Origin of the sequence: Colwellia sp. BRX8-5, assembly GCF_014077325.1 — a bacterium.
In the GTDB taxonomy this organism is placed as follows: Bacteria; Pseudomonadota; Gammaproteobacteria; order Enterobacterales; family Alteromonadaceae; genus Colwellia_A.
Genome location: NZ_JACGVR010000013.1, coordinates 1 through 23,165, shown reverse-complemented (window position 1 = coordinate 23,165; position 23,165 = coordinate 1). Strand labels below are relative to the sequence as shown.

Below are 23,165 nucleotides of genomic sequence, written 5' to 3'. Positions count from 1 at the left end.
TTGTTAACTATGCAAAAGACAAGGAAGAAGAATTTCAAATGAAATCACGAATTAATAGACATATTATGTCTATGATGCTATTAATAACGTGTTATATATATTACACATATAGATAGCAAATTCGTACTCAAATAACCTGAGTATATGTTAATAATAGCATTTTTGAGGACACTATGGCAGGAATGCAACACATCAAATACGCTTTTTTAAGCTTGATTATTTTCTTAGTCGGTTGCTCTGATCCCTTCGAAGAAAAAATTAAACAACAAACGCCAATCACTGAGCTTCGTATTCAACAATTAGCTGACGCCTTAACGGATGGTCAGGTACGTAATGCCAGTTTAATTCATCAATATGCTGAAAAACTTCAACAGCAAAAACCTCATCTTACGCAATTAATTAACGAATTTAACAAAGATGCGACGACAAAAGGTCCAATGTATTTGTCGCTACTTGACCGTTTAGCAACCATTAAAAATCAACCAAGTATGTTTGCCAGTAAAGAAGATATCTTCAATGAACTGGTTAACATTTATCTTGCCGCTGACCCAGTACTTTACTCCGACGCATTAAGCGATCCACTCAATGTGCTTGCTGACATGTCTGATGGGGTTTTGCCGCGCGTTAACTCGTTATCAAAAGCACAAAGCAAACAAGCCAATAATGCTCAGGACTTTGGTACCGGAGAACAGTTAATTGGCAATCCAAGTTATGGTAGTTGGACGCAAGGAAGCAATGGTATGTCTTTTTGGGCATGGTATGGCATGTATTCAATGATGGGTGATGTATTTGGTTCTCGCCGCACTTCATATAATGATTGGGGTCGTTCAAGAAACTACAGTTATTATAATGATTACGGCCGAACTCGCTATAGTTCACCAAGCCAATTAAAAAAACAAAATGATTTAGATACCCGTACAAAAAAATCATTTCAAAGCCGCGGTCAAAAATATAACAGTACTTACAGTAAAAGTCGGACGGGGTCATCTAGCCTTTCTAAACAAAGTAGTACGGCACAAACCAGTGCAAAGCGATTTAGTACCAATAGTTCATACGCAAAGAAGTCTAGCTACTCAAAAAGCTCCAGCTTTAGAAACAGCAAAAGCACCACATCTCGCAGCTTTAGACGCGGCAAATAACGAGTAGGATATAGGAATTAACATGAATACATTTTTTGAAATTACTGCCCTAAATCAAGATTTATTAATTTACTTAGTTATTGATATTTCTATTGCGATTGTTTTATTAGGTGCAATGCGTTTTATTTCAGGTTTATCGGCTAAAGTTAACTCTACGCAAGAGTTAGCACAAAAAGATAACTTTGCTTTTGGCATCAGTGTCGCAGGGAGTGTTGCCGCCTTAGGTATTGTTCTTACAGGTGCAATCAGTGGTGAAAATGCGCCAAGCTACTGGATGGAATTTGTTGGCATGTTCGCTTATGGCACATTAGGCTTGATACTGATAAAAATTGGACGTGTTATCCATGATAAATTATCACTGCAACACATCAATAAAACACAAGAAATTCTCAATGAAAATTTAACCATAGGTATTGTTGATGCTGCAGGTGCCATTGCGACGGCTATCATCATTCGCGCGGTTTTACTTTGGGTGCATGGTTTAGACGTTGATACCTTTATTGCCATCATTGCCGGCTTTATTATCTCTCAAGCTATTTTATTATTAGTTACCCGCTTAAAAGAGCGCCAATACGCAAAAAATAATCAAGGTGATTGCTTACAAGAAGCATTTACACGTGGACAAACCGCAATTGCTATACGTTATGCTGGCCAATTAATTAGTACCGCTTTAGCCGTTACCGCAGCGAGTCACTTTCTTACGTACTCACCTGAAACTTTATTTTACAATTTAATCTCTTGGTTTGTATTTGCGGTCGTGATGACTCTATTAGTCGCAATATTAACAGCCATTGCCAAACGTATTGTACTGTGGGGAATTAATTTAGTTGAAGAAGTTGATCAACAACAAAATATAGGCGTTGCTTGTGTTGAAATGGCAACGAGTATTTCAATTGCCCTCATTTTAACCGCATTGATGTCATAACCTTCCCCTCTTTTACCAAAAAAGCTTTAAGGGCATAAGCACTTAAAGCTTTTTTATCTTCAGGAAGAACAGTATTAGCCATTGACCTTATTTGATGGTGCTAGGTACTTTATAACTATGAATAAAAAACAATTATTTTGGAACGATACACTGCTTATTTTAACCATGGCCGTTTTAGCTGGTTGTGGTTTAATCTATGAATACCTTTTATCCCATTATGCTGGTCGTGTCTTAGGCGCGATGGAAAGTACTATTTATGCCATGATAGGCTTGATGATTGTCGCTATGGGTTTAGGTGCTTTTGCCGCACGCAAGATCACTTGTGCATTCAAAGGTTTTGTTTGGTTAGAGCTTACCATCGCGTTTTTAGGTTGCAGCTCAATTTTAATTATTGGTGGCTTAATAGCACTCACTCAAACGTTTCCACAGGTATTAGCAGACACCTTTAATTTGCCACCCGACTCTATGCCCCAGGGTGGATTTTTAAAACAACTATCGCAGCTCGCTTTTAATAGTCCCTATTTTTTTGGTTTCATCTTAGGTTTTTTCATTGGTATGGAAATTCCCCTTATCGCACGTATTAGAGAATCAATTCACCAAAAACATTTAAAAAATAACCTAGGCACTATTTATGGCGCCGATTATGTTGGCGCGGGTATTGGTGCTGCAATTTGGGTTATTTTTTTATTATCTATTGATATCAGTAAAGCCAGTGCGTTAACTGCTGCCTTAAACTTAATTGTCGGTGGTATTTTTATCTTTCATTTTTGGGATAAACTCACCTGGCGAAAAACCTTAGTTTCACTTCATATTTTATTATTGATCGCCATTGGCGTTATTTATCAGTCTGGTAATAGCTGGTTAAATCAAATGAGTAACTTGCTCTATTTAGATAAAGTTGTTTATACCGATAAGACCCGCTATCAACAACTCAACTTTACCCAACGACATATGGGAGCAGAGCAGCCAAGTGTGATTAATTTTTATCTTAATGGCCGTTTACAATTTTCGTCTGCTGATGAGTTTATTTATCACAGTTATTTAGTCAGTCCTGTTATGGCTGGTTCTGCTAGACATGACAATATATTAATCATTGGCGGTGGTGATGGATTAGCATTACGTGATGTCTTGCAGTGGTCGCCCAAAAAAGTCACCTTAATTGATTTAGACGCCGAATTAATGCAAATATTTTTGGATCCTACCGAAAAGTTATCACCATCGTTGGCGGCTCAGCTTAATCAGTTAACGCAGAAAAGTTTACAAGACCCTAGGGTAAAAATTATTAATGAAGATGCCTTTTTAGCGATTGATAACTTGTTAAAACAACAACAAACCTTTGATAGCATCATTGTTGACCTACCTGATCCTAGCCACCCTGATTTAAATAAACTTTATTCTGTTAATTTTTATGCGCGCTTACATCAGTTGCTCGCGGGTGACGGCTTAATTGGCATACAATCGGCAAGTCCATATCATGCCAAAGATGCTTTTATTGCGATTGGAAAAACAGTAAAAGCGGCTAAATTCGCTCACGTTCAGCAATATCACGATAATGTGCCAAGCTTTGGCGAATGGGGTTGGACGATAGCGTCAAAACGTGGTGCTAGCCCCCTTAACCGTTTACAGTCTTTAGAAAAATTACCAATTGAACATCATTGGCTAACACTACCTATGGTGATTAATTCATTCGAGTTTTCGAAAAGCTTTTATAAGAACCAAGCAGATGTTCCTATTAACTATTTAGGTAGCCATAATATTTATCAATTACATCAAAAAGCATGGCGCGATCAACAAGGTTTGAACAATGCTTATTTACAAGAATGACAAATAAATAACAAATAATGCAAATCGGCTCTTGACATATTATGTCAAAGTGCTAAATTTACCTCAACGACATAATATGTCTGAGAGATATTTACTTTTAGATTTATTAACGAAAAATACAGACTAAGGAATCACATGAACATTCATAAAATTGCTGATCACTTAAATAGCTTAGCGGACAATTCTGAAACCGGGATGGTTTTTGATTGTCAGCCTATTTCAGGCGAAGTGGACGTTTTACAAATTACTGTTATCGACCGTGAAGAATTACCAATTTTTGTTTCTGTAACCGATGATCAAATACTATGTATCACCTACTTATGGGGCGTAGAAGAAGTAAAACCTGAATACCTTCAAGACATGCACGTAAGCATGTTAGAAATGAATATTCCGATGCCTTTATCATCATTTTCAAAAATTGGTGATAAATACGTAATTTTTGGTGCCCTATCTATTAATTCGTCTTTTCATGATATTGAACACGAATTAGGCGTTTTAAGTAATAACGCGATGGAAATTATAGATGATATGGGCGAGTACCTAATTTAATTAACCACCCTAAGGAAAAAACTATGAGTATTTTTAAAAAGATAATGACCGCAATTCGAGGTGGCGCTTCAGAAGTTGGAGAATCAATTGTTGATTCAAACGCTACCCGTATTTTTGAACAAGAGATTCGTGATTCAGAAAATCACTTAACTAAAGCTAAACGTGACCTTACTGGTGTTATGGCTCAACAAATGTCATCAAGCCGTGAAGTTGACCGTTTAAAGCGCGAAGTCACTGAGCACGAAGGCTATGCAGTACAAGCCCTTGAAAAAGGTGATGAAACGTTAGCATTAGCTGTTGCTGAAAAAATTTCTAACTTGGAAAATGATCTAGCATCTCAACAACAAGCACTTGATAGTTTTTCAGGTAGTGCTAATCGTTTAAAAGAACTAGTGAAGAAAAGTGAGCGCCAAGTAGGTGAATATAAGCGTCAACTTTCTATGGTTAAAACAACAGAAAGTGTTCAAAAAGCAACATCGGCAATCACAGATAACTTTTCATCAAGTAATTCTAAGCTGTTAAATGCTAAAGATTCTTTAGAACGCATTAAAGCTAAACAGCAGAAATTTGATGATCAAATGAAAGCGGCAGAAGTGTTAGAATCTGAAAACTCAGATAATTCATTAGCTGCTCAACTTAAGCAAGCCGGTATTGGTGGCACAGATAATAGTGCGAATTCAGTATTAGACCGTTTAAAAGCTAAACAAAAGTAACACACATGCTCGTTAGCCATTATTGACTAACGAATACCGTTTTAACCGCCTAGCTGTTTTCCTCCCAACAACTAGGCGGATTTTTGGGATCTGAATATGAGTTTTCTAAAGCGACTATTTAAAAAGAAAGAAGACGAACGCCAAGTTAACTCAGCTGAAGAGTTAAAGATTAAAGATATTATTGTGCTGACCGACAGTTTCGCCTTACCTGAGTCCTTACGTAAACAACAGTTTCAAGTATCAGCCATTAACTGCTACGAATTTGAAAGTAACACACAAACTGAATGGGTTTTACAAGGTGCGAACAACCTTGAGCTTTACTTAACCATCGAAAGTGATGATAAAACTTACCTTAAATTTGCTCTTAAAATTCAGCACCAAGATATCGAATCACTGTTCGATTTAGATGAGTTTGCCACAGTATTTGATGAACCTGGTGAAGCCTTTCTAGAGAGAAAGTCAGATTCTTTATTAACATCAGGCTGGAGTAGTCCACAATACCAGCAACAAGTTTTTGCAAAAGTAGGTTATTTTCACCGCAGAGATAATCGTAGTGAAAGTTTAAGCGCCTATGAAGGAAATGAAGCAGGCGAGCAATTTGAACTTTATAGCTTACTTGATGAAGAGCAATCGCGCGGTATTGATATTGAAGTATGGCAAGATGGTGATACCGACTTATTTATTACGTTATACCGTCCAACTTCTGATATTATCGATATTTTCCCGGGGAGCTAATTTGTGAGCAGAAAATTACCTGAAAAATGGCAATCTTCAATTCAAGCAGTCAAGGCGGTGCAAGTTGCTTTTGATATGGATGAAAAAATTCAATTAGCAATTCGTACTCAAGCATTACATGCCGGTCTGAGTCCATCAGACCAAATTCGTGATATTCTTGGCCTACCAACGAATAAAAGACCTAAACGACCTCGTTTAACCGTAAGTTTAGGACAAGATGATTACCAAATATTAGCCTTAAAATACGGCCTTTCTCCTGAACAACAACTTGAAATAAAGCGTAAATTAATGGATGATTTAATTCTACATGTTACGCAAAACAATAATAGTTAACTGCAAAAATGAAATTATAAACATTATGATGATGCGCCATAGACTTAAACATTACACTATCGATGAATTTGGTATTAAGAATTATAAATCTCGATATATATTAATCTTAACAATATTGACACTCTATTTGATTATGGCTGGAGCAGCGAAACTGTTACTGCATTTCGAATTACCCGCACCTACGGCCAATATAAAAACATATAATGATGCTTTCTGGGCGCTACAAGTGAGCTCTAGTACCATAGGTTATGGTGATTACTATCCTGTAACTACAGGTGGCAGGGTCGTTGTTATGTGTATGTTCTATATTGGTGTTGGATTAATGAGTTTTATTGGCGCGCAGTTTATTAATCGTTTTTTTGGATTTTCTAACACAGACGTTAAAAATAGAGAATTGCGCCGACAAAATAAAGAAATACTTGATCATAATAAGCAACTCGAAGTGAAAATTGATTTATTAGCCAATAAAATTGAAGAAGTTATTCACAAATCAACCAAGTAAATATTAATAAATAATGTGTAATAAATTTATTATATTATGCCATACTTGTCTTTTAAATATAATAAAAGGGAAAACACTATGTTAATTAAAACTATTGCTCTAGCAGCACTTATCATGACGGCAACAGGCTGTGCTAACACTGACGCTTTAGAAGCAAGTGTAAGTAGCCTAAACCAAAAGGTTGATACACTAACTAATAAAGTTAATGCCTTAACGGATGAAGTTGCCGATGTAAAAAGTCAGCAAACAATGAATACAGAAACAATAGAAGGTGTTAAAACATCTGTTGCTAATGCTAATGAACGCATGGATAACATTGCTTCTAGCTACAAAAAATAACGGTTAGACCATAGGTCTATTAAATAAAACACGAGATTGATTATATCAGCCTCGTGTTTTTTTATGCCTGCTATTTTCGTATCAACAAACTATGACTATTGGCGTGCAATGATGGACAAACGCCTTGAAGGACAGCCTGTCTAAGAAATACCATTATCGACTCTTACATCGACATCAAGGAGTATCAAGACCATGTGACTATATGAATGCCTAGAAATGGCCATACCGTTGTGAACATCGTCGTTCCTTGCCATCTCGGTTACTGCTCCTGCGTTACTCTACTTATTGCATCCATGCAGTCACAGCATCACGACATAACGTAGACGTACAGAGATACACTAATGCCTAGAAAAACAGGATGTATGAGAAAGACCATCCTGAACATAAAAAGCCAGTTACTTTTCAGTAACCGGCTTTCATTTTCTGTTGATTAATACCAACATATACTAGTACTTAGCTAGCTACTTTTTCTTTCACCCAAAAACTGGAGATAAAGGAAATTAAACCAATTAAGAAAAACACGCCGGCAATTTCACGTAGCCAATAAAATATTGAAAGTTTATCTTGAGTTACCATAAAACTTAACGCTTCACCACTTTCTGGTATACGCTGTAACCACACTTGTAATACACCAGCACCTGTTAAGAATAATGTGATGAAAACCATAGCAACAGTCATCAACCAAAATCCCCACATTTCACGTACTTGGGCACGATTACAATTAGCTTCACCGATACCACGTAACTTAGGCATAGCATATGAAATAATTGTCATTACGATCATCGCATAAGCACCATAAAAAGCCATGTGACCATGAGCAGCAGTAATTTGTGAACCATGGGTATAGTAGTTTACTGGTGCTAATGTATGTAAGAAGCCCCAAACACCTGCACCTAAGAATGCCATTACTGACGTGCCTAATGCCCAGAGTGTTGCAGCCTTATTAGGGTGCTCACGGCGACGGCGATTAACCATGTTAAAGGCATACAATACCATCGCAAAGAATGGTAAAGGTTCTATTGCTGAGAATACAGAGCCCACCCACTGCCAATATTCTGGAGTAGTTAACCAGTAGAAATGATGACCTGTACCTAAAATACCTGAGATTAACGCCATTGCAATAATGACATACAACCATTTTTCAATAACTTCTCGGTCAACACCTGTTATTTTGATCAACACATAAGCTAAAATTGCGCCCATGATTAATTCCCATACACCTTCTACCCATAAATGAACAACAAACCACCAAAAGTACTTATCAAGTGCTAAGTTAGTTGGATTATAGAATGCGAATAAGAAGAATACGGCTAAACCAATTAAACCTGTCATCAACACCATGTTAATAGCTGTTTTACGGCCTTTTAAAATAGTCATACCTAAGTTAAACAAAAAGCCTAAACAAACAATAACAATACCAATTTTTGTGATAGTAGGCTGTTCAAGGAACTCACGTCCCATCGTTGGCCATAATTCATTTAACGTATAGTGAGCTAAAGTTGAATAAGGGACTAATAGGTATCCTAAGATAGTTGCAACACCTGCGGCGGCAAATATCCAGAACAAGATAATAGCTAATTTAGGACTATAAAGTTCAGTTTCAGATTCTTCTGGAACCATATAATAAGCAGCGCCCATAAACCCAAATAATAGCCAGACTATTAGTAGATTGGTATGCACCATACGTGCTACGTTAAAAGGAATTGCGCCAGCAAGAAAGTCACCAACAACATATTGTAACCCCATAACTAAGCCAAATAGAATTTGGCCAACAAAGAGTATTAATGCAAAAATGAAATAAGGTTTTGCGACCGCTTGAGATTGATATTTTAAAGTGTTCATCGCATTATCCTTCAATATTCGGTGGCCAGTCATTAGTATCTAACTCTGACGTCCACTTCAAAAATTCTGCTAAGTCATCAATTTCTTTATCGCTAAGATGAAAGTTTGGCATTTGACGACGGCCAGGGATATTTAACGGCTGAGCTTTCATCCAACCATTTAAAAAGGCTTTAAAGCCCGCTTCACCGCCACGGCGTTTATAAACATTACCGAGTTCAGGTGCAAAATAAGCCCCCTCACCTATTAATGAATGGCAACCGATACAGTTATTCTCTTCCCAAAGTTCTTTACCGTGAGCAACAGCTTCGGTAATATTTTCACGGTGATCCCTTTCAGGCATCACTTTGGTGGTGTGGTAGGTCAAAGCTAGAAATATTAAGAAGAAGAATACGCTTCCTCCATAATAAATATTCCGAGCCATGCCTTTAGTAAAACGCTCTGACATGGTGTTTTCCTTAGTAAAAACGATAATAAAGCTTGAGGATAATAAACCGCTCTTAAATAAGGAGACTTGATTTCTATCAAGTTTTAAAGAATGTGTAATAATTTGTGACTAAAAAAAAGGTAAGTATGCGTTATATCAAAAAAGTGGAAGTTTTTTCGCCATTGCCCTAGAAACATTTAGCATTCCCAGCAAAACAAAAGCGGCATGCATAGTAACAAAGTAAATGATCATCACCATTAAAGACACTTCAAAAGCATCAGTTGTTAGTAAGACAACAAGCGGAATTACGATAATAAAAAAGCCGGCTAAAATAGACAATTGAATGGAGCGGTATAGATGAATACATTGCCAGCCTTTCTGGTGCTTTTTTTTAATAAATAACCATATTAAAATTAAAAAAGACAGGCCAGGTATAAGTAATAAATTCATCAAAAATAACGATTGATAAATAATAGCATCTCGGCCATCTTTGGCTGAATGGTGTTGGTTCGATGACTGCTCAACTGAATTTTTCATATAAACCTCTCTTAACTAAAAGTAACACTATTGTTTAGGTCAATGATTAATCTGAATAGACCGCCCAACGCCTTAAACATCACTACAAAAGATAAATTACACAAATAACAGCAGGAATTATAAATACATAGCCAAGTAATAATATCCGCCACATTTTAGGCGCTGTGCGAAGTTCCATGAAAACATCGGTAATTTGCTGCCCTTTAAGGAAAACAATTAATAATACAAAAGCAATTAAGTACTCTGGGGATTTTATAACCTGTCCGATATAAACTGAACTAAAGGTCAATATAATTAAAAGTAGCCAACTTATAATTGTTTGTTTCAAAGTGATCATAGTGTCATTACCGCCTCTTTAAATAACATAGATAAGTGGAAACAAAATAATCCATAACATATCAACCATATGCCAATAACTTGCACCCGATTCAAAGCCAGAGACGTCCTCTTGATAAGCACCTTTCTTAGCATTTACGCCAATAATAAGCAGAATAACCATACCTAAAAGTACATGCATAAAATGGAAGAAGGTAATAAGAAAATACAAAGTAAAAAAAGTATTTGTCTCTATATCAATGCCTATATTGAAGAGAAACTGATATTCCCAAATTTTTACTGCTAAATAAATACAGGCAATAACTTGTGAAATGACGAGTAAGTTAATTGATTGTTTAACTTGATGAAGATGAATAGCTCGAACAGATAAAGCAACAAATAAGCTGCTGGTGATTAAGGCAATCGTATTAATTAAACCCGCAATCGGGTGAAGCTTAGCTTTACTCGCAATGAACATATCACTATGTAATTGCTCAGTAATAGCAAAGCCAATAAAAAATATAGCAAAGACAGTAAGTTCAGCAAGAATAAAAAACCACATGGCTAAATCACCCGGCAGTCTTTTATTAACCATATTGTCAGCTACTTTAACCTCGCGAAGTTCTAAAGTTTTTGAAGTAATAACGCTGTTACTCATCAAAGTAAATTCTAGCAACATCCATTAAAGCATTAACCGTATCAATATCATCTGATAATGGTTCGGCTAAACAACAACGACAAACTTCGATAGGATTCATACCACTTGAAATCATTTTCGCTGCATAGATTAACAAACGTGTTGAAGCAACTTCATCGAGATCGTTTTTTTCTAAACGACGTAAAGCTTGGGCAAGTTCAACTAATTTAAAAGCTAAATGGGGATCAACCCCTGCTTCTTTAATTAAAATTTCTTGTTCTAATTCCGCAGTAGGGTATTCAAAGCGCAGTGCCACAAAACGCTGACGTGTACTTGGCTTCATACCTTTCAATAGATTTTGGTATCCGGGATTATAAGAAACAACCAGCATAAAACCGGGGGCGGCTTCTATTAACTCACCGGTGCGTTCAAGGGGTAATACGCGACGGTCATCAGCTAATGGATGCAATACAACGGTTGTGTCTTTGCGTGCTTCAACGACTTCATCTAAATAACAAATGCCGCCTTCACGAACAGCCTTTGTTAACGGACCATCTTGCCAATAGGTGCCGTTGGGACCAATTAAATGGCGACCTACTAAATCAGCAGCGGTTAAGTCATCGTGACAAGAAACAGTATAAAGGGGTTTATTGAGTTTTTCTGCCATATGGGCAATGAAACGCGTTTTACCACAACCTGTTGGCCCTTTAATTAATACGGGTAATTGATGGTGATAGGCATATTCAAATAAGGAGACTTCATTCTTTTGTTCTTTATAATATAAAGAATCGTCAGTTTTGGTCGAAGGTTTAAGATTAACGGTGTTCATAAAAACTCAAAGGCGTAATTTAACTTAACGTTAAAATACGCCCTAAATGAGTTAGCTGCAAATTTGAATGGACCTTAGTTGATTCCGATCAATTGAGCATGAAAATAGCGATTAATTAGCCAAAAATTGCGCGCATTAAACCGATAGCTTGTTCAACACTTTTACCATTTTTAACCTGAATAATAATTGAGTCACGTTTACCCTGCAAGTACGCTGGAAGATCTTCTGAGGTAAGCGCTTTGTCCACTAATATTTCAGCTGACTCTTTACTACGTTTTTTAGGCGTCGCCTTTGACTTCGACTTCGCTTTATTAAGCATTTTTTCACGTAACTTAATGTAGTTTGAATTTGGTGCTAAGTCAGCATCAGCAAATAAAAACAAATCAATTAATACCGCACGATTTTTCCAAAGAATAAGTTCACGATTCTCTTTGTTGCCAGTAGCTTCATCTTGAGCGCTTTCTTCGCCCTCATTTGCATCACTGTTTGCTTCAGCTATCTCTGGTTGTGCTTGATGCCACCATGCAAAAGTACGCATAGTACCAATCATGTCATGCCAGTAAGATGAAAAATCTGTGTTTTTTAGTTTAGCAATCGATAAGCCTTGGCAAAGAATATCAATTTTATTGTTATTTAATGCAATAAATTGATCCGGTCTGCGCATCGCTAATAGACGTGTAGCTACCGCTAAAGGCGCTTTTTCGCCTTGGGCTTTTGTTTGCGTATATTCTTTAAAAATTTGTTGGAAGTCGTTAACAAAACTTTGGTAGTTTGCATGACTTACTTCTCCAGTTAAAGGAATGTGCGCTAATGCTGCATCAAACTTTTCTGGCGACTGCTCAAGCAAGGTATGAAAAACTTTTGCACCTTTAGTGCCCGCAAACCATTCAACATCAAAATTATAAATGCTGTAGTCATGCTGAGTTGTGTGCTTACCAGAAAAAGCTAAACGGTCTTCAACAATTAAGTCTGCTAAAGGTTGTTGGCGAATTTCGTCAAGATAATTCAATAAACGTAAACGTTCATCTAAAGCATGAATCGTGCTTTGTTGTTCAATAAAACTGGCAAATATTGGCCAAGGAGCAATTCTAGCCATTTTAAACTGACTAAGCGTAAAGCCAGCTTCAAGAATATCTTGTAGCTTCTTAAGCGGTAAAAGTTGCTCATCTTCTAAAAGATCCTTATTAAGTTCTTCACGACATAGTCGGGCCAACTCGCCACACCAGCCCAGAAAATCATCTGGACGATGTGTCACTTTAACCGCCATTAAATTTAGGCTCAATGGCGTGACATATTTAAGGGCATTTTGATAAACCTGATTTTCAGCATCAGACAAGGGCATATTAACAGGTGAAGATAACAACTTTCTCATGAAACTATATAAACTCCGTATAAGGAATTATCACTAATAATACGGTTAAGCATAGATTAGAAATAATATAAAAAAAGCGTGAAAAATCCACGTTTTTATTAGGTATTGCAATTAAGTATATCGATTATAGCAAATGAGGAGTGTTTTGTTGATTTAATCTGCGAAAAAAAACGCTAGCCAACTTTAATCTTTATGCATCTACACCGCCCAACTTATAATTAGCATCGATAAAGCATAGCGTGTAGTTAAACGGAACGATAAAAGTGACGTGTAATGATTAGTTTTCAACAGCACTTTATTATAAGTTATTATTCTGTTAATTTAAGTACAGAGCTCTTCGTAGTTAAGTTATCCCGTGGCAAGACGAGATAAATATACCCGAATGTTAAGGATGACAAATGCATCGCATAAAAATAATTTTACTTTTGATATTATCTTTTGTTTTTCAGCCTGTTCAACTACATCTATAGATGGCTCAAAATCTGATATTAAACAACACATCAATATTCCTATTAATTACAATTTATTTGAACAAACAAAAATAGCGCCATTAAATGAGCAAGAGCTGTTTTACCTAACGCAAGACCAACAGAAAAAAGTAAAAATAGATTTTGAGAAAAAAGTAGCTACGGGCTATGAACCTCACCAAGCACTCTATCAGATACTTAACGAGAACATGGCCAATTTTACCTATTATGGTGAAACATATAATGCCACTACCGTAATGCGTCTTAATAAAGGTAACTGTATGAGTTTGGCCATTTTAACAACTGCTTATGCTAAGCTTTTGGGGTTGTATTTCTCATATCGTAATGTGTATACCTTACCGATTTTTTCTAAAAAAGAAGATGTTATTTTGTCATCTTCGCATGTACAAACAGTAATTTATGATCCTTCTTTTGTTGCTGATGATAACTTTTTCTATTTTTCTCCCTCCGGTATAACCATTGATTACTTCCCAAATAAAAATAATCGTAGAGGAGGAACGTTTTCTTATAATACCTTTGTAGCTATGTATTATAAGAATATAGCTGCTGACGCTTTAGCTGATAAAAATTTAGCGAAATCCTTTATGTATGCTAGTACCACCTATAAATATGACACTAAAAATATCGAAACAATTAATTTATTAGCCGTTATTCATCGTAGGGCTGGCGATGTAAAAACGGCAGAAGCAATCTACAAAATAGGTATAGATAGAGGAAAACCAAACATAGCACTATTAAGTAATTATATTATGCTACTTAAGTCTCAACAGCGAATGGAAGAAGTGAGTTTTCTGCAAAGTAAGATGGAAGAATTAGACGACCCTAGCCCCTATAAATCGTTAACTCAGGCTTATGTCGCAACACAAAACAATGATATTAAACAAGCAGAAAGACACTTTAAAAAAGCATTGAAGAAAGCGCCCTATTTAAACCAAGCCTATATGGAACTATACCGTATTTACATAAAGCAACAAAAAATGGAGATGGCCCAAGCTATGTTAGTTAAAGCACTGGAGTGGACCTATGAGCTTGATGAAAAAAAGCTCTATAATATTAACCAAAGCATTGCTAGAAATATCTAAACGGTAATATTGGTAAATATCGAGTGTAGTTGATAATTTATCGTATCAACCTTTAGGAAGCGATATGACAGCTTCAACTCCTGCGACATTTTCTCTGTTTTTTAAGGATAAAAGTCCATCATGATTAAATAATATTTGTTTGCATAACGTTAAGCCAATACCACTGCCTTGTGGTTTTGTCGTATAGAAAGGGACAAATAAGTTATTTTTGTTAGCTATCCCGCTACCTGAATCACAGACGTGAATGTGAAAATATTTATCATCCTCATGACAAAACACTTCAATTATTTTATCTGTGCTACGAGTTATCTGCATGGCTTCTTTGGCGTTTTTAAAGACATTTATAAAGACTTGCTCAAGCTGAGCTTTATCTGCGTAAATATTTACCTGCTCTAAATCAATAGAATTATCTGGAAATAGAATACGACAATCATTAAAGAGCGCAATACAATGGCTAATAAAGCCTTGCAAGGCAAATCTACTTTTATTGGGTTCAGGCAAGTGAGAAAGCTGACTATAGCTGGCAATAAAGGAACTAAGCGAACTTGCTCGTTCGTTAATAATATCAACCCCTGTTAATAAAGACTCGCGATTTAAGGCTTTCTGCCCATCTTGTAATTTAGAACTTATCGATTGGCTAATACTAGAGATAGGTGTTAACGAATTGTTCATTTCATGACTTAAAACACGCAATAAACTTTGCCAAGATTTTCGTTCTTTTTCTAATAATAATCGTTGTGCTGAGGTGATTAAAAAGAGTTGATGTTGCTTGCCTTCACTTAAAAAGTATTCTTTAAAAAGGAAGTGTTCACCACTAAGCTGGGGGTGTTCAAAATCAATAATTCCGCTTTGTGCTTCACTAATAACTTTCCCTATCACTAGGCTTGTCAGCAATAAATGAGCGTGTTGAGACATATCTATTTGTAATAATTTTTGGGCCGAATCATTTGCCAATACAATCCGACCTTGTTCATCAACCGCTAAAACCATTGCATCCATTTGTTGCATTATTCGCTCAAGTAACTGCCGACTCTCTTTCGCTTCAATTTTACTTAATGCCAGTGTGTCTGCGAGGTTATTAACGAGAGTGAGTAGTTCTTGAAAAGCCTTATTTTCTTGCTCTCGGCCACGTAAACTATAATCGCCATCAATCATTGATTCCAAAATATTGGCCAAGGTTCTTATTTGTTGCTGAGAACGTTGCTCAGAAATGACAACAATAAAAACAGCAATTAACGCCAAAATAATAAGTATAAAAGCAATTAAATAAGCAGACACATTGGCTATATAAAGTGCTACGGTCGTTATAAGCAAACAAGGCAAGCACAAAAACAGAGCTAGCAAGCTATGATCATTTTTTTGTTTTCGTTGTTGATTAGTCAAGGCCGTGTTTACTCATACGACGATAAAATCCACTGCGACTTAACCCTAAAGATTTGGCCGTTTCTGTGGCGTTACCTCGATGATGTTTCAAACGGCTGATCATTGATATTTTTTCTATTTCATTTAAAGATAATGACGAATAATTAGTGAGTTTATCACCTCTATTCTCATCAAGTTCACTTGCTGAAGGATGAATATCCTCAAGTAATAAATCTCGTCCACCTATCACCGATTTTTTACAGGTAAAAAGTAGTTTTTCCATAAGATGGCTTAGCTCACGAATATTACCCGGCCAAGTATGCTGTTGTAACTTTTTAACAGCATCCGATGATAACTCAGGGGCGACAATATTATATTTAGCACTAAAGCGTTGTAAAAAATAATGGGCTAAAGGCTCAATATCTTCAATTCGTTCGTGCAATGAAGGTATACGTAGTTGAATGGTATTTAAACGGTAAAATAAATCTTGTCTAAATTGCTGTTCACTAATAGCTTTTGCCAAATCACAGTTGGTGGCTGAAATAATACGTACATCCGCGCTCAGTGATTTACTACTTCCGACTACTTCAAATTTTTTTTCCTCTAATACTCTTAATAACTTAGCTTGTTGAGCCATTGGGATATTGGCAAGTTCATCCAGAAATAACGTGCCTTGCTCTGCCATTTCAAAACGGCCAACCCTGTTTTCTTTAGCGTCTGTAAATGCCCCTTTTAAATGACCAAACATTTCGCTTTCAAATAAGCTTTCTGGAATAGCGCCCATATTTACTGGAACGAAAGAATTTTCAGCTCGCGATGACTGTTGATGCACATAAGAAGCAAGCATACTTTTCCCCGTGCCATTGTCACCGGTAAGTAAGATACTCATATCACTTTTTGCGAGTTCTTCTAACGATGACAACAATGTTTTCATTACGGGTGATTGCGCAATAATGCCATTATTTTTAGGAAACGATTGTGAGCGGAGTAGTTTATTTTCTTGATTGAGTCGGTTGAGCTTTTTATCGATACTGGCTAATTTCAATTGCGTATTAATAGCGCTTAGCATACGTTCATTGTTCCACGGTTTCTGGATGAAATCTTTTGCGCCGGCCCGCATAGCATCAACTGCAATATCAATAGTTGCCCAGCCGGTCATAACAATAATAGGCAGAGTTTCGTCAAACTGTTGAATAGCCTCAACTAACTGTAACCCTTCACCACCAGAAGTGGTGTCTTGTTGAAAATTCATGTCAATTAAAACGAGATCTACACTTTCACGCTTTAAATTTTCCAAAACAGCTTCTGGCGTGGTCATCGCTAAAATATCAAAATTCTCTTCTGATAACATATATTTTAAGCTGGCAATAATATTGAGGTCATCATCAGCAATTAAGATTTTATTATTTTTCACAGTATTATAGTTACACCATTAATTAATATTAGTCTATCGCCCTAACATTAAGGGCGATAGCTTTTCTTCCTTCGTCTTATTCGTAACGAAGAGCTGAGCTTGGTTCCATTTTAACTGCTCTGGTCGTTGGTGCATATATCGCTAACATTACAATAGCAGACAATCCGATAACTACCGTTACTGCAAGAACCACATATAAATACGTTGGAAATATACCTTCCGACATTTTATTAAAACCAAAGGCAATTAATACAAAAATGATTAAGGCTAAACCTAATCCTTTAATTAATTGTTTCGCACCTTGTTTCATAAACATATTCACAATACTTTTATCGGTAGCACCCACTGCGCGTCTAATACCAACTTCATGAGTACGTTGTGCCACCGAATTAGCGGTTAAACCATAAATGCCAACCAGTGCTAACATTAGGGCAAAGAAGCCTGTACCAAAAGTGATATTAGACGTTAATTGCATTACATCACGCATCATACCTCTATTTTTCTCTGCCGGTTCAACCGCATAAAAGAGATCAATATTTCGATCTATTTTATACAAGGCTTGATAAAATATTTCTTCACTATTAATTAATTCACCTTCTATTAGGTAAAAAAAGTTTTGAAAAGCCGTCATAAATTGTAACCCTGAAGTATAAACTTCATCAGCGCTATCAAGCTTACCGAGCATGGTTTTAGGATTCATGCGATTTGTTACAACGCCTACTATAAATAGTTTTTCGTTTTTTTCATCGATCTTAAGTTGAAAGCTTTTACCAATGACAGATTCTCCTGGCCAGTATCGACTCGCCATTGATTGACTAATCAAAGCGACTTTACGATTACCTTCTTTGTCTTGATGATTTAAGAAGCGCCCATCAACCAAGTTAACACCAATAGTATCTGTTTTCCCTATCACACTTAGCGTATCAACAGATGGCTTACTTTTTTCATCGGTGTAATCAATTCCCTCAAGTGTTAGGGGAAAATTTCCAAGCCAGTTGTTCATAACGACACCCGCAACGCGAGGGTGACTTTTGATGTCTGTCATTAGGTTTTGATAAAAAGCAATTTGCTGCTGTGGTTCTGCATACTTATTTTCAGGTAGGCTGAGCCTAGCTCTCATCACATTAGTGTAATCATCTCCCGTTTCTAAATTAACCAGTTTATTGGATATATACCCTGACATCGAGCCAATAAGCATTAATATCGCGACAAGAAATACTTGAGTCGTCACTAAGAATCTTGATAAACGCCCTGCTTTTTTACCTTGTGCGCCTCGAGTTCCATCACGTAATGTTGTATTAATGTCTTGATTGGCAGAGCGCCAAGCGGGTAAAAATGAGGATAAAAAAATTGTCACTATAGTAAAGGCGGCCGCCATTAATAGTGTTTCTTTGTCCATACCCCAACGCCACCAAAATACTAACGTTTTGGAGTTCCATGAATGCAATATAATATCGGTGTAATGTAAAGCTGCACCTACAAGTAAAACCGACAAAACGCCACCTAATAAGGTAATAATAACGCCTTCCCACATTAACTGACTAACTAAACGAGTGTTTGATGCGCCTAATGCTGCTCGTATCGCGGTTTCTTTTTGACGTTCTATAGCCCGAGCAAGTAAAAGATTTCCAACATTGATACACGCAAGTAATAGGATCATCCCAGCGATCACATTTAAAAAGGTAAAAATTACCGTACCTTCCCCTCCCATTTGCGCAAAAGGAAATGACCAGAAACGTACTGACTTATCACCTTTTTCTAAATCGTATTGTGTAGCATTTTGTTGATAAATCGTATTAATTTGCTGGCTTAAGGATTGTTCAGCTTTAGCTCTACTGATATCAGGTTTAATACGACCGTAAAGATGAACATTATTAGGATTGTTCGCTGTCTTTTTTATGAGTGATTGTTCTATCGGCAGCCAAATATGACTCGAACCAGGAAAAAGATACCCATGGGGCATAACACCAACAATTTCGGTAACAATATCATTCACAATAATAGTCTTACCAATAATGTCTTTGCTAGATGAATAATCACTCGCCCAAATCTGAGTGCTGATAACTGCAACTGGAGAAGCACCTGCTTCTATATCTGCAGCTTGCAATGTTCGACCTAGCGCTGCTTTTGTACCACTGAAATCAAAAAATCCTTGGTCAACATAAGTCCCGTAAACATTCTTTCCACTATCTTCAAAAGACAATCTAAAATCTTGTTTATCATAAATACCAAATTCACTGAGTACTGTTTGTTTTTCCTTTATCATAAAGAATTCATAGGAAGTCCATAACTGAAATTCACCATTAAATTCTGCATTAACCGACAGCATGCTTTCGCCGTTAGGTAAGTCTAAGTCTTTATGCATGGTTGAATACAAAAATGAAAAGGTGAATAAGCTGATGGAAAGCCCTCCAACAAGAACAGCTAAAGTCATCGCAGTGAACTTAGGCGACTTAAAAAGTAATCTAAAGGCATATTTGATATCAATAAATGTAGACATGTATCCTCCTAACCTACCACTAATGTAGGTGCAGGCATTGAATCTGCATTGTTTTTTATGTTGATATTATCGGCAATTAAACGGCCATCAAACATCTCTAAACAGCGGTCTGCTCTTTTTGCAGAAGAAGGATCGTGTGTCACCATACATATTGTCGCTCCTTCTTGGTGAAGTTTATCAAGCAAGGCTAATACAGCTTCAGCATTTCTTGAATCTAAATTACCGGTTGGTTCATCAGCAAGAATAATTGCGGGGTCGTTAACTAAAGCACGAGCTACAGCGACTCGCTGTTGTTGACCACCAGAAAGCTGTGATGGGAAATGATCTTTTCGGTGAGACATTTCAACTTTTTCTAATACCTGCTGTACTTTGCCCTCTATTTCACTTTTTGATAAACCTTTTTGATACGTTAACGGTAGCATCACATTTTCAAAAACCGTCAAATCGGAAATTAAGTTAAATGACTGAAAGACAAAACCAATTTGTTCACTGCGAATTTTTGCTCGTTGATCTCTTGATAATGATGAAACATCAACACCATCTAGTTCATAAGTGCCATGGGTTGGAGAATCAAGTAAACCTAAAAGTGATAATAATGTAGATTTACCACAGCCAGACTGTCCACTTAATGAAATATACTCACCCTTTTTAATCGTTAAATTAACAGTATCAATAGCGCGTGTTTCGATTTCTTCAGTCAAAAACCTTTTACTGATTTCTTTCAATTCGATTAATGTGCTCATTTTTATTTCCTTTAATTTGTCTGTTACTCTTATCTTCATAAATAATTATTATTAGTTAATCATCACTTCTTGATGCTCTTGCCAACTCGTTGTATCGGAAATAATAATTTCATCTCCAACGTCTAAACCAGAAAGTATTTGAATTTGGTTGACTGAACTCTGCCCTAACTTCACCTTTTGTTTTTGAGCAAATTTTTTATCATTAATCAATTTATATAAACCTGCATCACTATAACGAGGGGCAAATACCGGACGTTGGACATAAAGTGTATCCGCAATATCACTTACCTCAATTAAACCATCTACCGTTAAATCAGGTCGGGCATCATTAGGTAATTCACTATTTAGCTGCACATCAATTTGAACCATGCCAGTATTTACTGCCGGGTCAATACGAATAACTTTACCAAAAATTTTATTACTTCTCGTATCAACAACAACGGCTTGACCTAATGCAATATCACTCACTTTATTTTCTTGTACTTGAAGCTCAGCAAACAACGAACGTTGATCCGCAATCAAAGCGACACTACCACCAACTTGAACTTGCTCTCCTAACGCAAGAGAAACCTGCTGAACCACCCCATTAGTTGTCGCTTTTACGGCTAAAGCATCGACTTGATCTCTAATACGCTGATAGTTATTTTCAACTAAGCCCAATCGTGCTTGTTGAGCAGTTTTAGAGGCAAGTAAACTCGCTTTCATTTTTTCAACTTTTTGCATTTGTGATAGCCAGTATTGATTTTGTTGCTTAACGGCCAGTTGGCTATGCTGATAATCAAGCGCTGATACGGTGGCATTTTTTTGCGCGATTAATTGTGTTTCAGCATCAAGTTTTAACTTGCTGATTTGGTAACTATAGTCAGCTTCAACGACTGAATTTTCTAAATCAAGCAATTGAGATTCAAGCGCAATATAAGCAGCATAATTTTCTGCTTTTTTTGCTTCGTATTCCCAACGGGCTTTTTCTAATTCACGGTGTAATTCAGGGTTAGAAAGTTGCATCAGCATCTGCCCTTTAATGACATGAGCGCCTGCTTTTACAAAGGCTTGTTCAACACGACCAGAAACTTGTGCTGAAACCCAACGAATATAGACTGGTTTTAAAACCCCTGTTGCGCGAACATTCACTTGAAAACGACCTTGTTCAACAACAGCGGTCACTAATTCATTTTGTTTAACAATAAAAGAAGCATCGCCCATCACACTTTTTAATTTATACGTTGCAAAAGCTAACATCAGTACAACGGGTACATACCAGTACTTACGCCACAAAGGTATTATTTTTTTTTCTCGTTGGATATCCATACGCTGATGATTTCATTTTATTAAGTAATAATTAAGTAAGGTAATACAAGGGACATGCCAACTTCAAAAAATACGTAAGCAGCTGTTATTTAATAACAAAAAAATTCAATCAATTGCTTTAGCATTAAACTGTGTCGAAAACGACACAAAGTAAAAATTAAGATGTGGCATTTATGGAACAAGCTAAAACGCGACCCCATCAAAAAATAAATCCTACTGTGAATAGGTCTTCAATTTTTGGTATATTTACTCTTTTATATAGATTTTTAATATTAACTCAAGCTGTTATCATAGAGTAAATTTCAATTTATTAAGATAAGTAAAGTAGATGTCAATAAAACCCTTAGCGCGCGTTACGGTAGAACCAAAATCAACAGCCACATCATGTGTTATTTGGCTACATGGACTTGGCGATTCAGGTGATGGCTTTGCACCGATTGTTCCTGTATTAAATTTACCAAAAAATCATGGTATTCGTTTTATTTTTCCGCATGCTCCTGAGCAAGCGGTAACAATTAACCAAGGCTATGTGATGCGTTCTTGGTACGATATAAAAAGTATGGACTTGCATAATCGAGCTGATATGGCTGGCGTACTTGAGTCTGAACAAGCCATTCACGCGCTTATTCAACAGCAGATAGATTCTGGTATTGCTGCCAATAAAATAGTACTAGCAGGTTTTAGCCAAGGTGGCGTTATTAGCTTATTTACCGGTCTTAGGTACCCAAAAGCCTTAGCGGGCATTATGGCTTTGTCATGTTACCTACCAACCGCAGATAAATTGCCCGACAACTGTCACTTCGCCAATAAGCAAACTCCTATTTTGCAAAACCATGGTGAGCAAGATGACGTAGTACCAATGAGCTCGGGAAAAATGGCCAATCAACTATTGATTGATGCTGGATATAATACAAAATGGCAATCTTATCGTATGCCTCACAGCGTATTACCGGAACAACTTAGCGATATTTCAGCTTGGTTAGTGAATACCTTATTAAAGTAATTAAGCTATAAATTAACTCAATAAAAATAAAGCCGGCATATTGTCGGCTTTATTCATTTAGGTCAGATAAGAAATAACACGTTAGTTATGAACGACCAACCCCTGACATTAACCCCTTGACTTTCATATCTAAAACTCTCTTTACCATTCACAGTGGCTATCCAGATTGGCCAAAACTCAAAGTGATTTTTTAATGGGTGAATAATTTATGCGCGTTATTTCAGCCAAATTTTTAACAAAGCATTATTTA

23 protein-coding genes are annotated in these 23,165 nt (G+C 36.6%); 11 read left to right on the top strand and 12 right to left on the bottom strand.

Features of this window, described 5'->3' with window-relative positions:
* Positions 1 to 173: 173 nt before the first annotated feature.
* The 9 genes from H4J62_RS10530 to H4J62_RS10490 all read left to right on the top strand — a co-directional run bounded on the left by H4J62_RS10530 (position 174) and on the right by H4J62_RS10490 (position 7,059).
* Positions 174 to 1,139: a hypothetical protein gene (locus H4J62_RS10530; protein WP_070375925.1), complete on the top strand. Its 966-nt coding sequence runs from the start codon at positions 174 to 176 to the stop codon at positions 1,137 to 1,139.
* A 22-nt stretch (positions 1,140 to 1,161) separates the two neighbouring features.
* Positions 1,162 to 2,064: a DUF350 domain-containing protein gene (locus H4J62_RS10525; RefSeq protein ID WP_182216473.1), complete on the top strand. Its 903-nt coding sequence runs from the start codon at positions 1,162 to 1,164 to the stop codon at positions 2,062 to 2,064.
* A gap of 117 nt (positions 2,065 to 2,181) precedes the next feature.
* Positions 2,182 to 3,888 (top strand): polyamine aminopropyltransferase, encoded by a 1,707-nt coding sequence (locus H4J62_RS10520; RefSeq protein ID WP_182216471.1) that lies wholly within the window; start codon positions 2,182 to 2,184, stop codon positions 3,886 to 3,888.
* Positions 3,889 to 4,023: 135 nt separating this feature from the next.
* Positions 4,024 to 4,437 carry a YjfI family protein gene (locus H4J62_RS10515; RefSeq protein ID WP_070375922.1) on the top strand — a complete coding sequence of 138 codons (414 nt, stop codon included), beginning with the start codon at positions 4,024 to 4,026 and terminating at the stop codon, positions 4,435 to 4,437.
* 23 nt (positions 4,438 to 4,460) lie between these two features.
* Positions 4,461 to 5,150: a PspA/IM30 family protein gene (locus H4J62_RS10510; protein ID WP_182216470.1), complete on the top strand. Its 690-nt coding sequence runs from the start codon at positions 4,461 to 4,463 to the stop codon at positions 5,148 to 5,150.
* 96 nt (positions 5,151 to 5,246) lie between these two features.
* A complete protein-coding gene (locus H4J62_RS10505) occupies positions 5,247 to 5,885 on the top strand; it encodes a hypothetical protein (RefSeq protein WP_182216468.1) in 639 nt (212 codons plus the stop codon).
* Positions 5,886 to 5,888: 3 nt separating this feature from the next.
* Positions 5,889 to 6,218 carry a hypothetical protein gene (locus H4J62_RS10500; RefSeq protein WP_182216467.1) on the top strand — a complete coding sequence of 110 codons (330 nt, stop codon included), beginning with the start codon at positions 5,889 to 5,891 and terminating at the stop codon, positions 6,216 to 6,218.
* A 31-nt stretch (positions 6,219 to 6,249) separates the two neighbouring features.
* Complete coding sequence (locus H4J62_RS10495; protein ID WP_182216465.1) at positions 6,250 to 6,720, top strand: potassium channel family protein; 471 nt, start codon at positions 6,250 to 6,252, stop codon at positions 6,718 to 6,720.
* 78 nt (positions 6,721 to 6,798) lie between these two features.
* A complete protein-coding gene (locus tag H4J62_RS10490) occupies positions 6,799 to 7,059 on the top strand; it encodes an LPP leucine zipper domain-containing protein (protein ID WP_182216463.1) in 261 nt (86 codons plus the stop codon).
* Positions 7,060 to 7,512: 453 nt separating this feature from the next.
* Here the strand turns inward: H4J62_RS10490 and H4J62_RS10485 are convergent, their stop codons facing one another.
* The 7 genes from H4J62_RS10485 to H4J62_RS10455 form a co-directional block, all read right to left on the bottom strand.
* Positions 7,513 to 8,901, bottom strand: a complete 1,389-nt coding sequence (locus H4J62_RS10485; protein ID WP_182216461.1) for a cbb3-type cytochrome c oxidase subunit I — start codon at positions 8,899 to 8,901, stop codon at positions 7,513 to 7,515.
* Positions 8,902 to 8,905: 4 nt separating this feature from the next.
* Complete coding sequence (locus tag H4J62_RS10480) at positions 8,906 to 9,346, bottom strand: cytochrome c (protein ID WP_146796219.1); 441 nt, start codon at positions 9,344 to 9,346, stop codon at positions 8,906 to 8,908.
* Between the two features lie 135 nt (positions 9,347 to 9,481).
* A complete protein-coding gene (locus H4J62_RS10475) occupies positions 9,482 to 9,862 on the bottom strand; it encodes a hypothetical protein (RefSeq protein WP_182216459.1) in 381 nt (126 codons plus the stop codon).
* Between the two features lie 82 nt (positions 9,863 to 9,944).
* On the bottom strand, positions 9,945 to 10,199 hold the full coding sequence (locus H4J62_RS20765) for a cytochrome C oxidase subunit IV family protein (RefSeq protein WP_182216457.1): 255 nt from the start codon (positions 10,197 to 10,199) through the stop codon (positions 9,945 to 9,947).
* An 18-nt stretch (positions 10,200 to 10,217) separates the two neighbouring features.
* On the bottom strand, positions 10,218 to 10,835 hold the full coding sequence (locus tag H4J62_RS10465) for a cytochrome c oxidase subunit 3 family protein (RefSeq protein ID WP_259364636.1): 618 nt from the start codon (positions 10,833 to 10,835) through the stop codon (positions 10,218 to 10,220).
* Positions 10,828 to 11,643, bottom strand: a complete 816-nt coding sequence (locus H4J62_RS10460; RefSeq protein ID WP_182216455.1) for a CbbQ/NirQ/NorQ/GpvN family protein — start codon at positions 11,641 to 11,643, stop codon at positions 10,828 to 10,830. Before H4J62_RS10460 ends, H4J62_RS10465 begins: the two co-directional genes overlap by 8 nt.
* A gap of 115 nt (positions 11,644 to 11,758) precedes the next feature.
* Positions 11,759 to 13,015 carry a hypothetical protein gene (locus H4J62_RS10455; protein WP_182216454.1) on the bottom strand — a complete coding sequence of 419 codons (1,257 nt, stop codon included), beginning with the start codon at positions 13,013 to 13,015 and terminating at the stop codon, positions 11,759 to 11,761.
* Positions 13,016 to 13,406: 391 nt separating this feature from the next.
* On the opposite strand from H4J62_RS10455, the gene H4J62_RS10450 reads away from it, so the two are divergent.
* Positions 13,407 to 14,585: a lipopolysaccharide assembly protein LapB gene (locus H4J62_RS10450; protein ID WP_182216452.1), complete on the top strand. Its 1,179-nt coding sequence runs from the start codon at positions 13,407 to 13,409 to the stop codon at positions 14,583 to 14,585.
* Between the two features lie 45 nt (positions 14,586 to 14,630).
* Here H4J62_RS10450 and H4J62_RS10445 read toward each other — a convergent pair whose 3' ends face one another.
* From H4J62_RS10445 to H4J62_RS10425, 5 genes are all read right to left on the bottom strand, one after another.
* Positions 14,631 to 15,899: a PAS domain-containing sensor histidine kinase gene (locus H4J62_RS10445; RefSeq protein WP_259368913.1), complete on the bottom strand. Its 1,269-nt coding sequence runs from the start codon at positions 15,897 to 15,899 to the stop codon at positions 14,631 to 14,633.
* Positions 15,900 to 15,960: 61 nt separating this feature from the next.
* On the bottom strand, positions 15,961 to 17,361 hold the full coding sequence (locus tag H4J62_RS10440; RefSeq protein WP_182216448.1) for a sigma-54 dependent transcriptional regulator: 1,401 nt from the start codon (positions 17,359 to 17,361) through the stop codon (positions 15,961 to 15,963).
* 76 nt (positions 17,362 to 17,437) lie between these two features.
* A complete protein-coding gene (locus H4J62_RS10435; protein ID WP_182216446.1) occupies positions 17,438 to 19,861 on the bottom strand; it encodes an FtsX-like permease family protein in 2,424 nt (807 codons plus the stop codon).
* 8 nt (positions 19,862 to 19,869) lie between these two features.
* Positions 19,870 to 20,604, bottom strand: coding sequence for an ABC transporter ATP-binding protein (locus tag H4J62_RS10430; RefSeq protein WP_182216444.1), 735 nt, complete (start codon positions 20,602 to 20,604; stop codon positions 19,870 to 19,872).
* A 51-nt stretch (positions 20,605 to 20,655) separates the two neighbouring features.
* Entirely contained in the window at positions 20,656 to 21,912 is a 1,257-nt protein-coding gene (locus tag H4J62_RS10425; RefSeq protein ID WP_182216442.1) for an efflux RND transporter periplasmic adaptor subunit, read from the bottom strand.
* 328 nt (positions 21,913 to 22,240) lie between these two features.
* On the opposite strand from H4J62_RS10425, the gene H4J62_RS10420 reads away from it, so the two are divergent.
* On the top strand, positions 22,241 to 22,915 hold the full coding sequence (locus H4J62_RS10420) for an alpha/beta hydrolase (protein ID WP_182216440.1): 675 nt from the start codon (positions 22,241 to 22,243) through the stop codon (positions 22,913 to 22,915).
* The last annotated feature ends 250 nt before the right edge of the window (positions 22,916 to 23,165 follow it).

Bases quoted from the DNA above. Each gene is read 5' to 3' on its own strand.
- H4J62_RS10430 (WP_182216444.1), bottom strand. From the start codon at position 20,604: ATGAGCACATTAATCGAATTGAAAGAAATCAGTAAAAGGTTTTTGACT.
- H4J62_RS10455 (WP_182216454.1), bottom strand. From the start codon at position 13,015: ATGAGAAAGTTGTTATCTTCACCTGTTAATATGCCCTTGTCTGATGCT.
- H4J62_RS10520 (WP_182216471.1), top strand. From the start codon at position 2,182: ATGAATAAAAAACAATTATTTTGGAACGATACACTGCTTATTTTAACC.
- H4J62_RS10530 (WP_070375925.1), top strand. From the start codon at position 174: ATGGCAGGAATGCAACACATCAAATACGCTTTTTTAAGCTTGATTATT.
- H4J62_RS10505 (WP_182216468.1), top strand. From the start codon at position 5,247: ATGAGTTTTCTAAAGCGACTATTTAAAAAGAAAGAAGACGAACGCCAA.
- H4J62_RS10515 (WP_070375922.1), top strand. From the start codon at position 4,024: ATGAACATTCATAAAATTGCTGATCACTTAAATAGCTTAGCGGACAAT.
- H4J62_RS20765 (WP_182216457.1), bottom strand. From the start codon at position 10,199: ATGATCACTTTGAAACAAACAATTATAAGTTGGCTACTTTTAATTATA.
- H4J62_RS10450 (WP_182216452.1), top strand. From the start codon at position 13,407: ATGACAAATGCATCGCATAAAAATAATTTTACTTTTGATATTATCTTT.
- H4J62_RS10490 (WP_182216463.1), top strand. From the start codon at position 6,799: ATGTTAATTAAAACTATTGCTCTAGCAGCACTTATCATGACGGCAACA.
- H4J62_RS10480 (WP_146796219.1), bottom strand. From the start codon at position 9,346: ATGTCAGAGCGTTTTACTAAAGGCATGGCTCGGAATATTTATTATGGA.
- H4J62_RS10475 (WP_182216459.1), bottom strand. From the start codon at position 9,862: ATGAAAAATTCAGTTGAGCAGTCATCGAACCAACACCATTCAGCCAAA.
- H4J62_RS10465 (WP_259364636.1), bottom strand. From the start codon at position 10,835: ATGAGTAACAGCGTTATTACTTCAAAAACTTTAGAACTTCGCGAGGTT.
- H4J62_RS10525 (WP_182216473.1), top strand. From the start codon at position 1,162: ATGAATACATTTTTTGAAATTACTGCCCTAAATCAAGATTTATTAATT.
- H4J62_RS10435 (WP_182216446.1), bottom strand. From the start codon at position 19,861: ATGTCTACATTTATTGATATCAAATATGCCTTTAGATTACTTTTTAAG.
- H4J62_RS10420 (WP_182216440.1), top strand. From the start codon at position 22,241: ATGTCAATAAAACCCTTAGCGCGCGTTACGGTAGAACCAAAATCAACA.
- H4J62_RS10485 (WP_182216461.1), bottom strand. From the start codon at position 8,901: ATGAACACTTTAAAATATCAATCTCAAGCGGTCGCAAAACCTTATTTC.
- H4J62_RS10495 (WP_182216465.1), top strand. From the start codon at position 6,250: ATGCGCCATAGACTTAAACATTACACTATCGATGAATTTGGTATTAAG.
- H4J62_RS10425 (WP_182216442.1), bottom strand. From the start codon at position 21,912: ATGGATATCCAACGAGAAAAAAAAATAATACCTTTGTGGCGTAAGTAC.
- H4J62_RS10510 (WP_182216470.1), top strand. From the start codon at position 4,461: ATGAGTATTTTTAAAAAGATAATGACCGCAATTCGAGGTGGCGCTTCA.
- H4J62_RS10460 (WP_182216455.1), bottom strand. From the start codon at position 11,643: ATGAACACCGTTAATCTTAAACCTTCGACCAAAACTGACGATTCTTTA.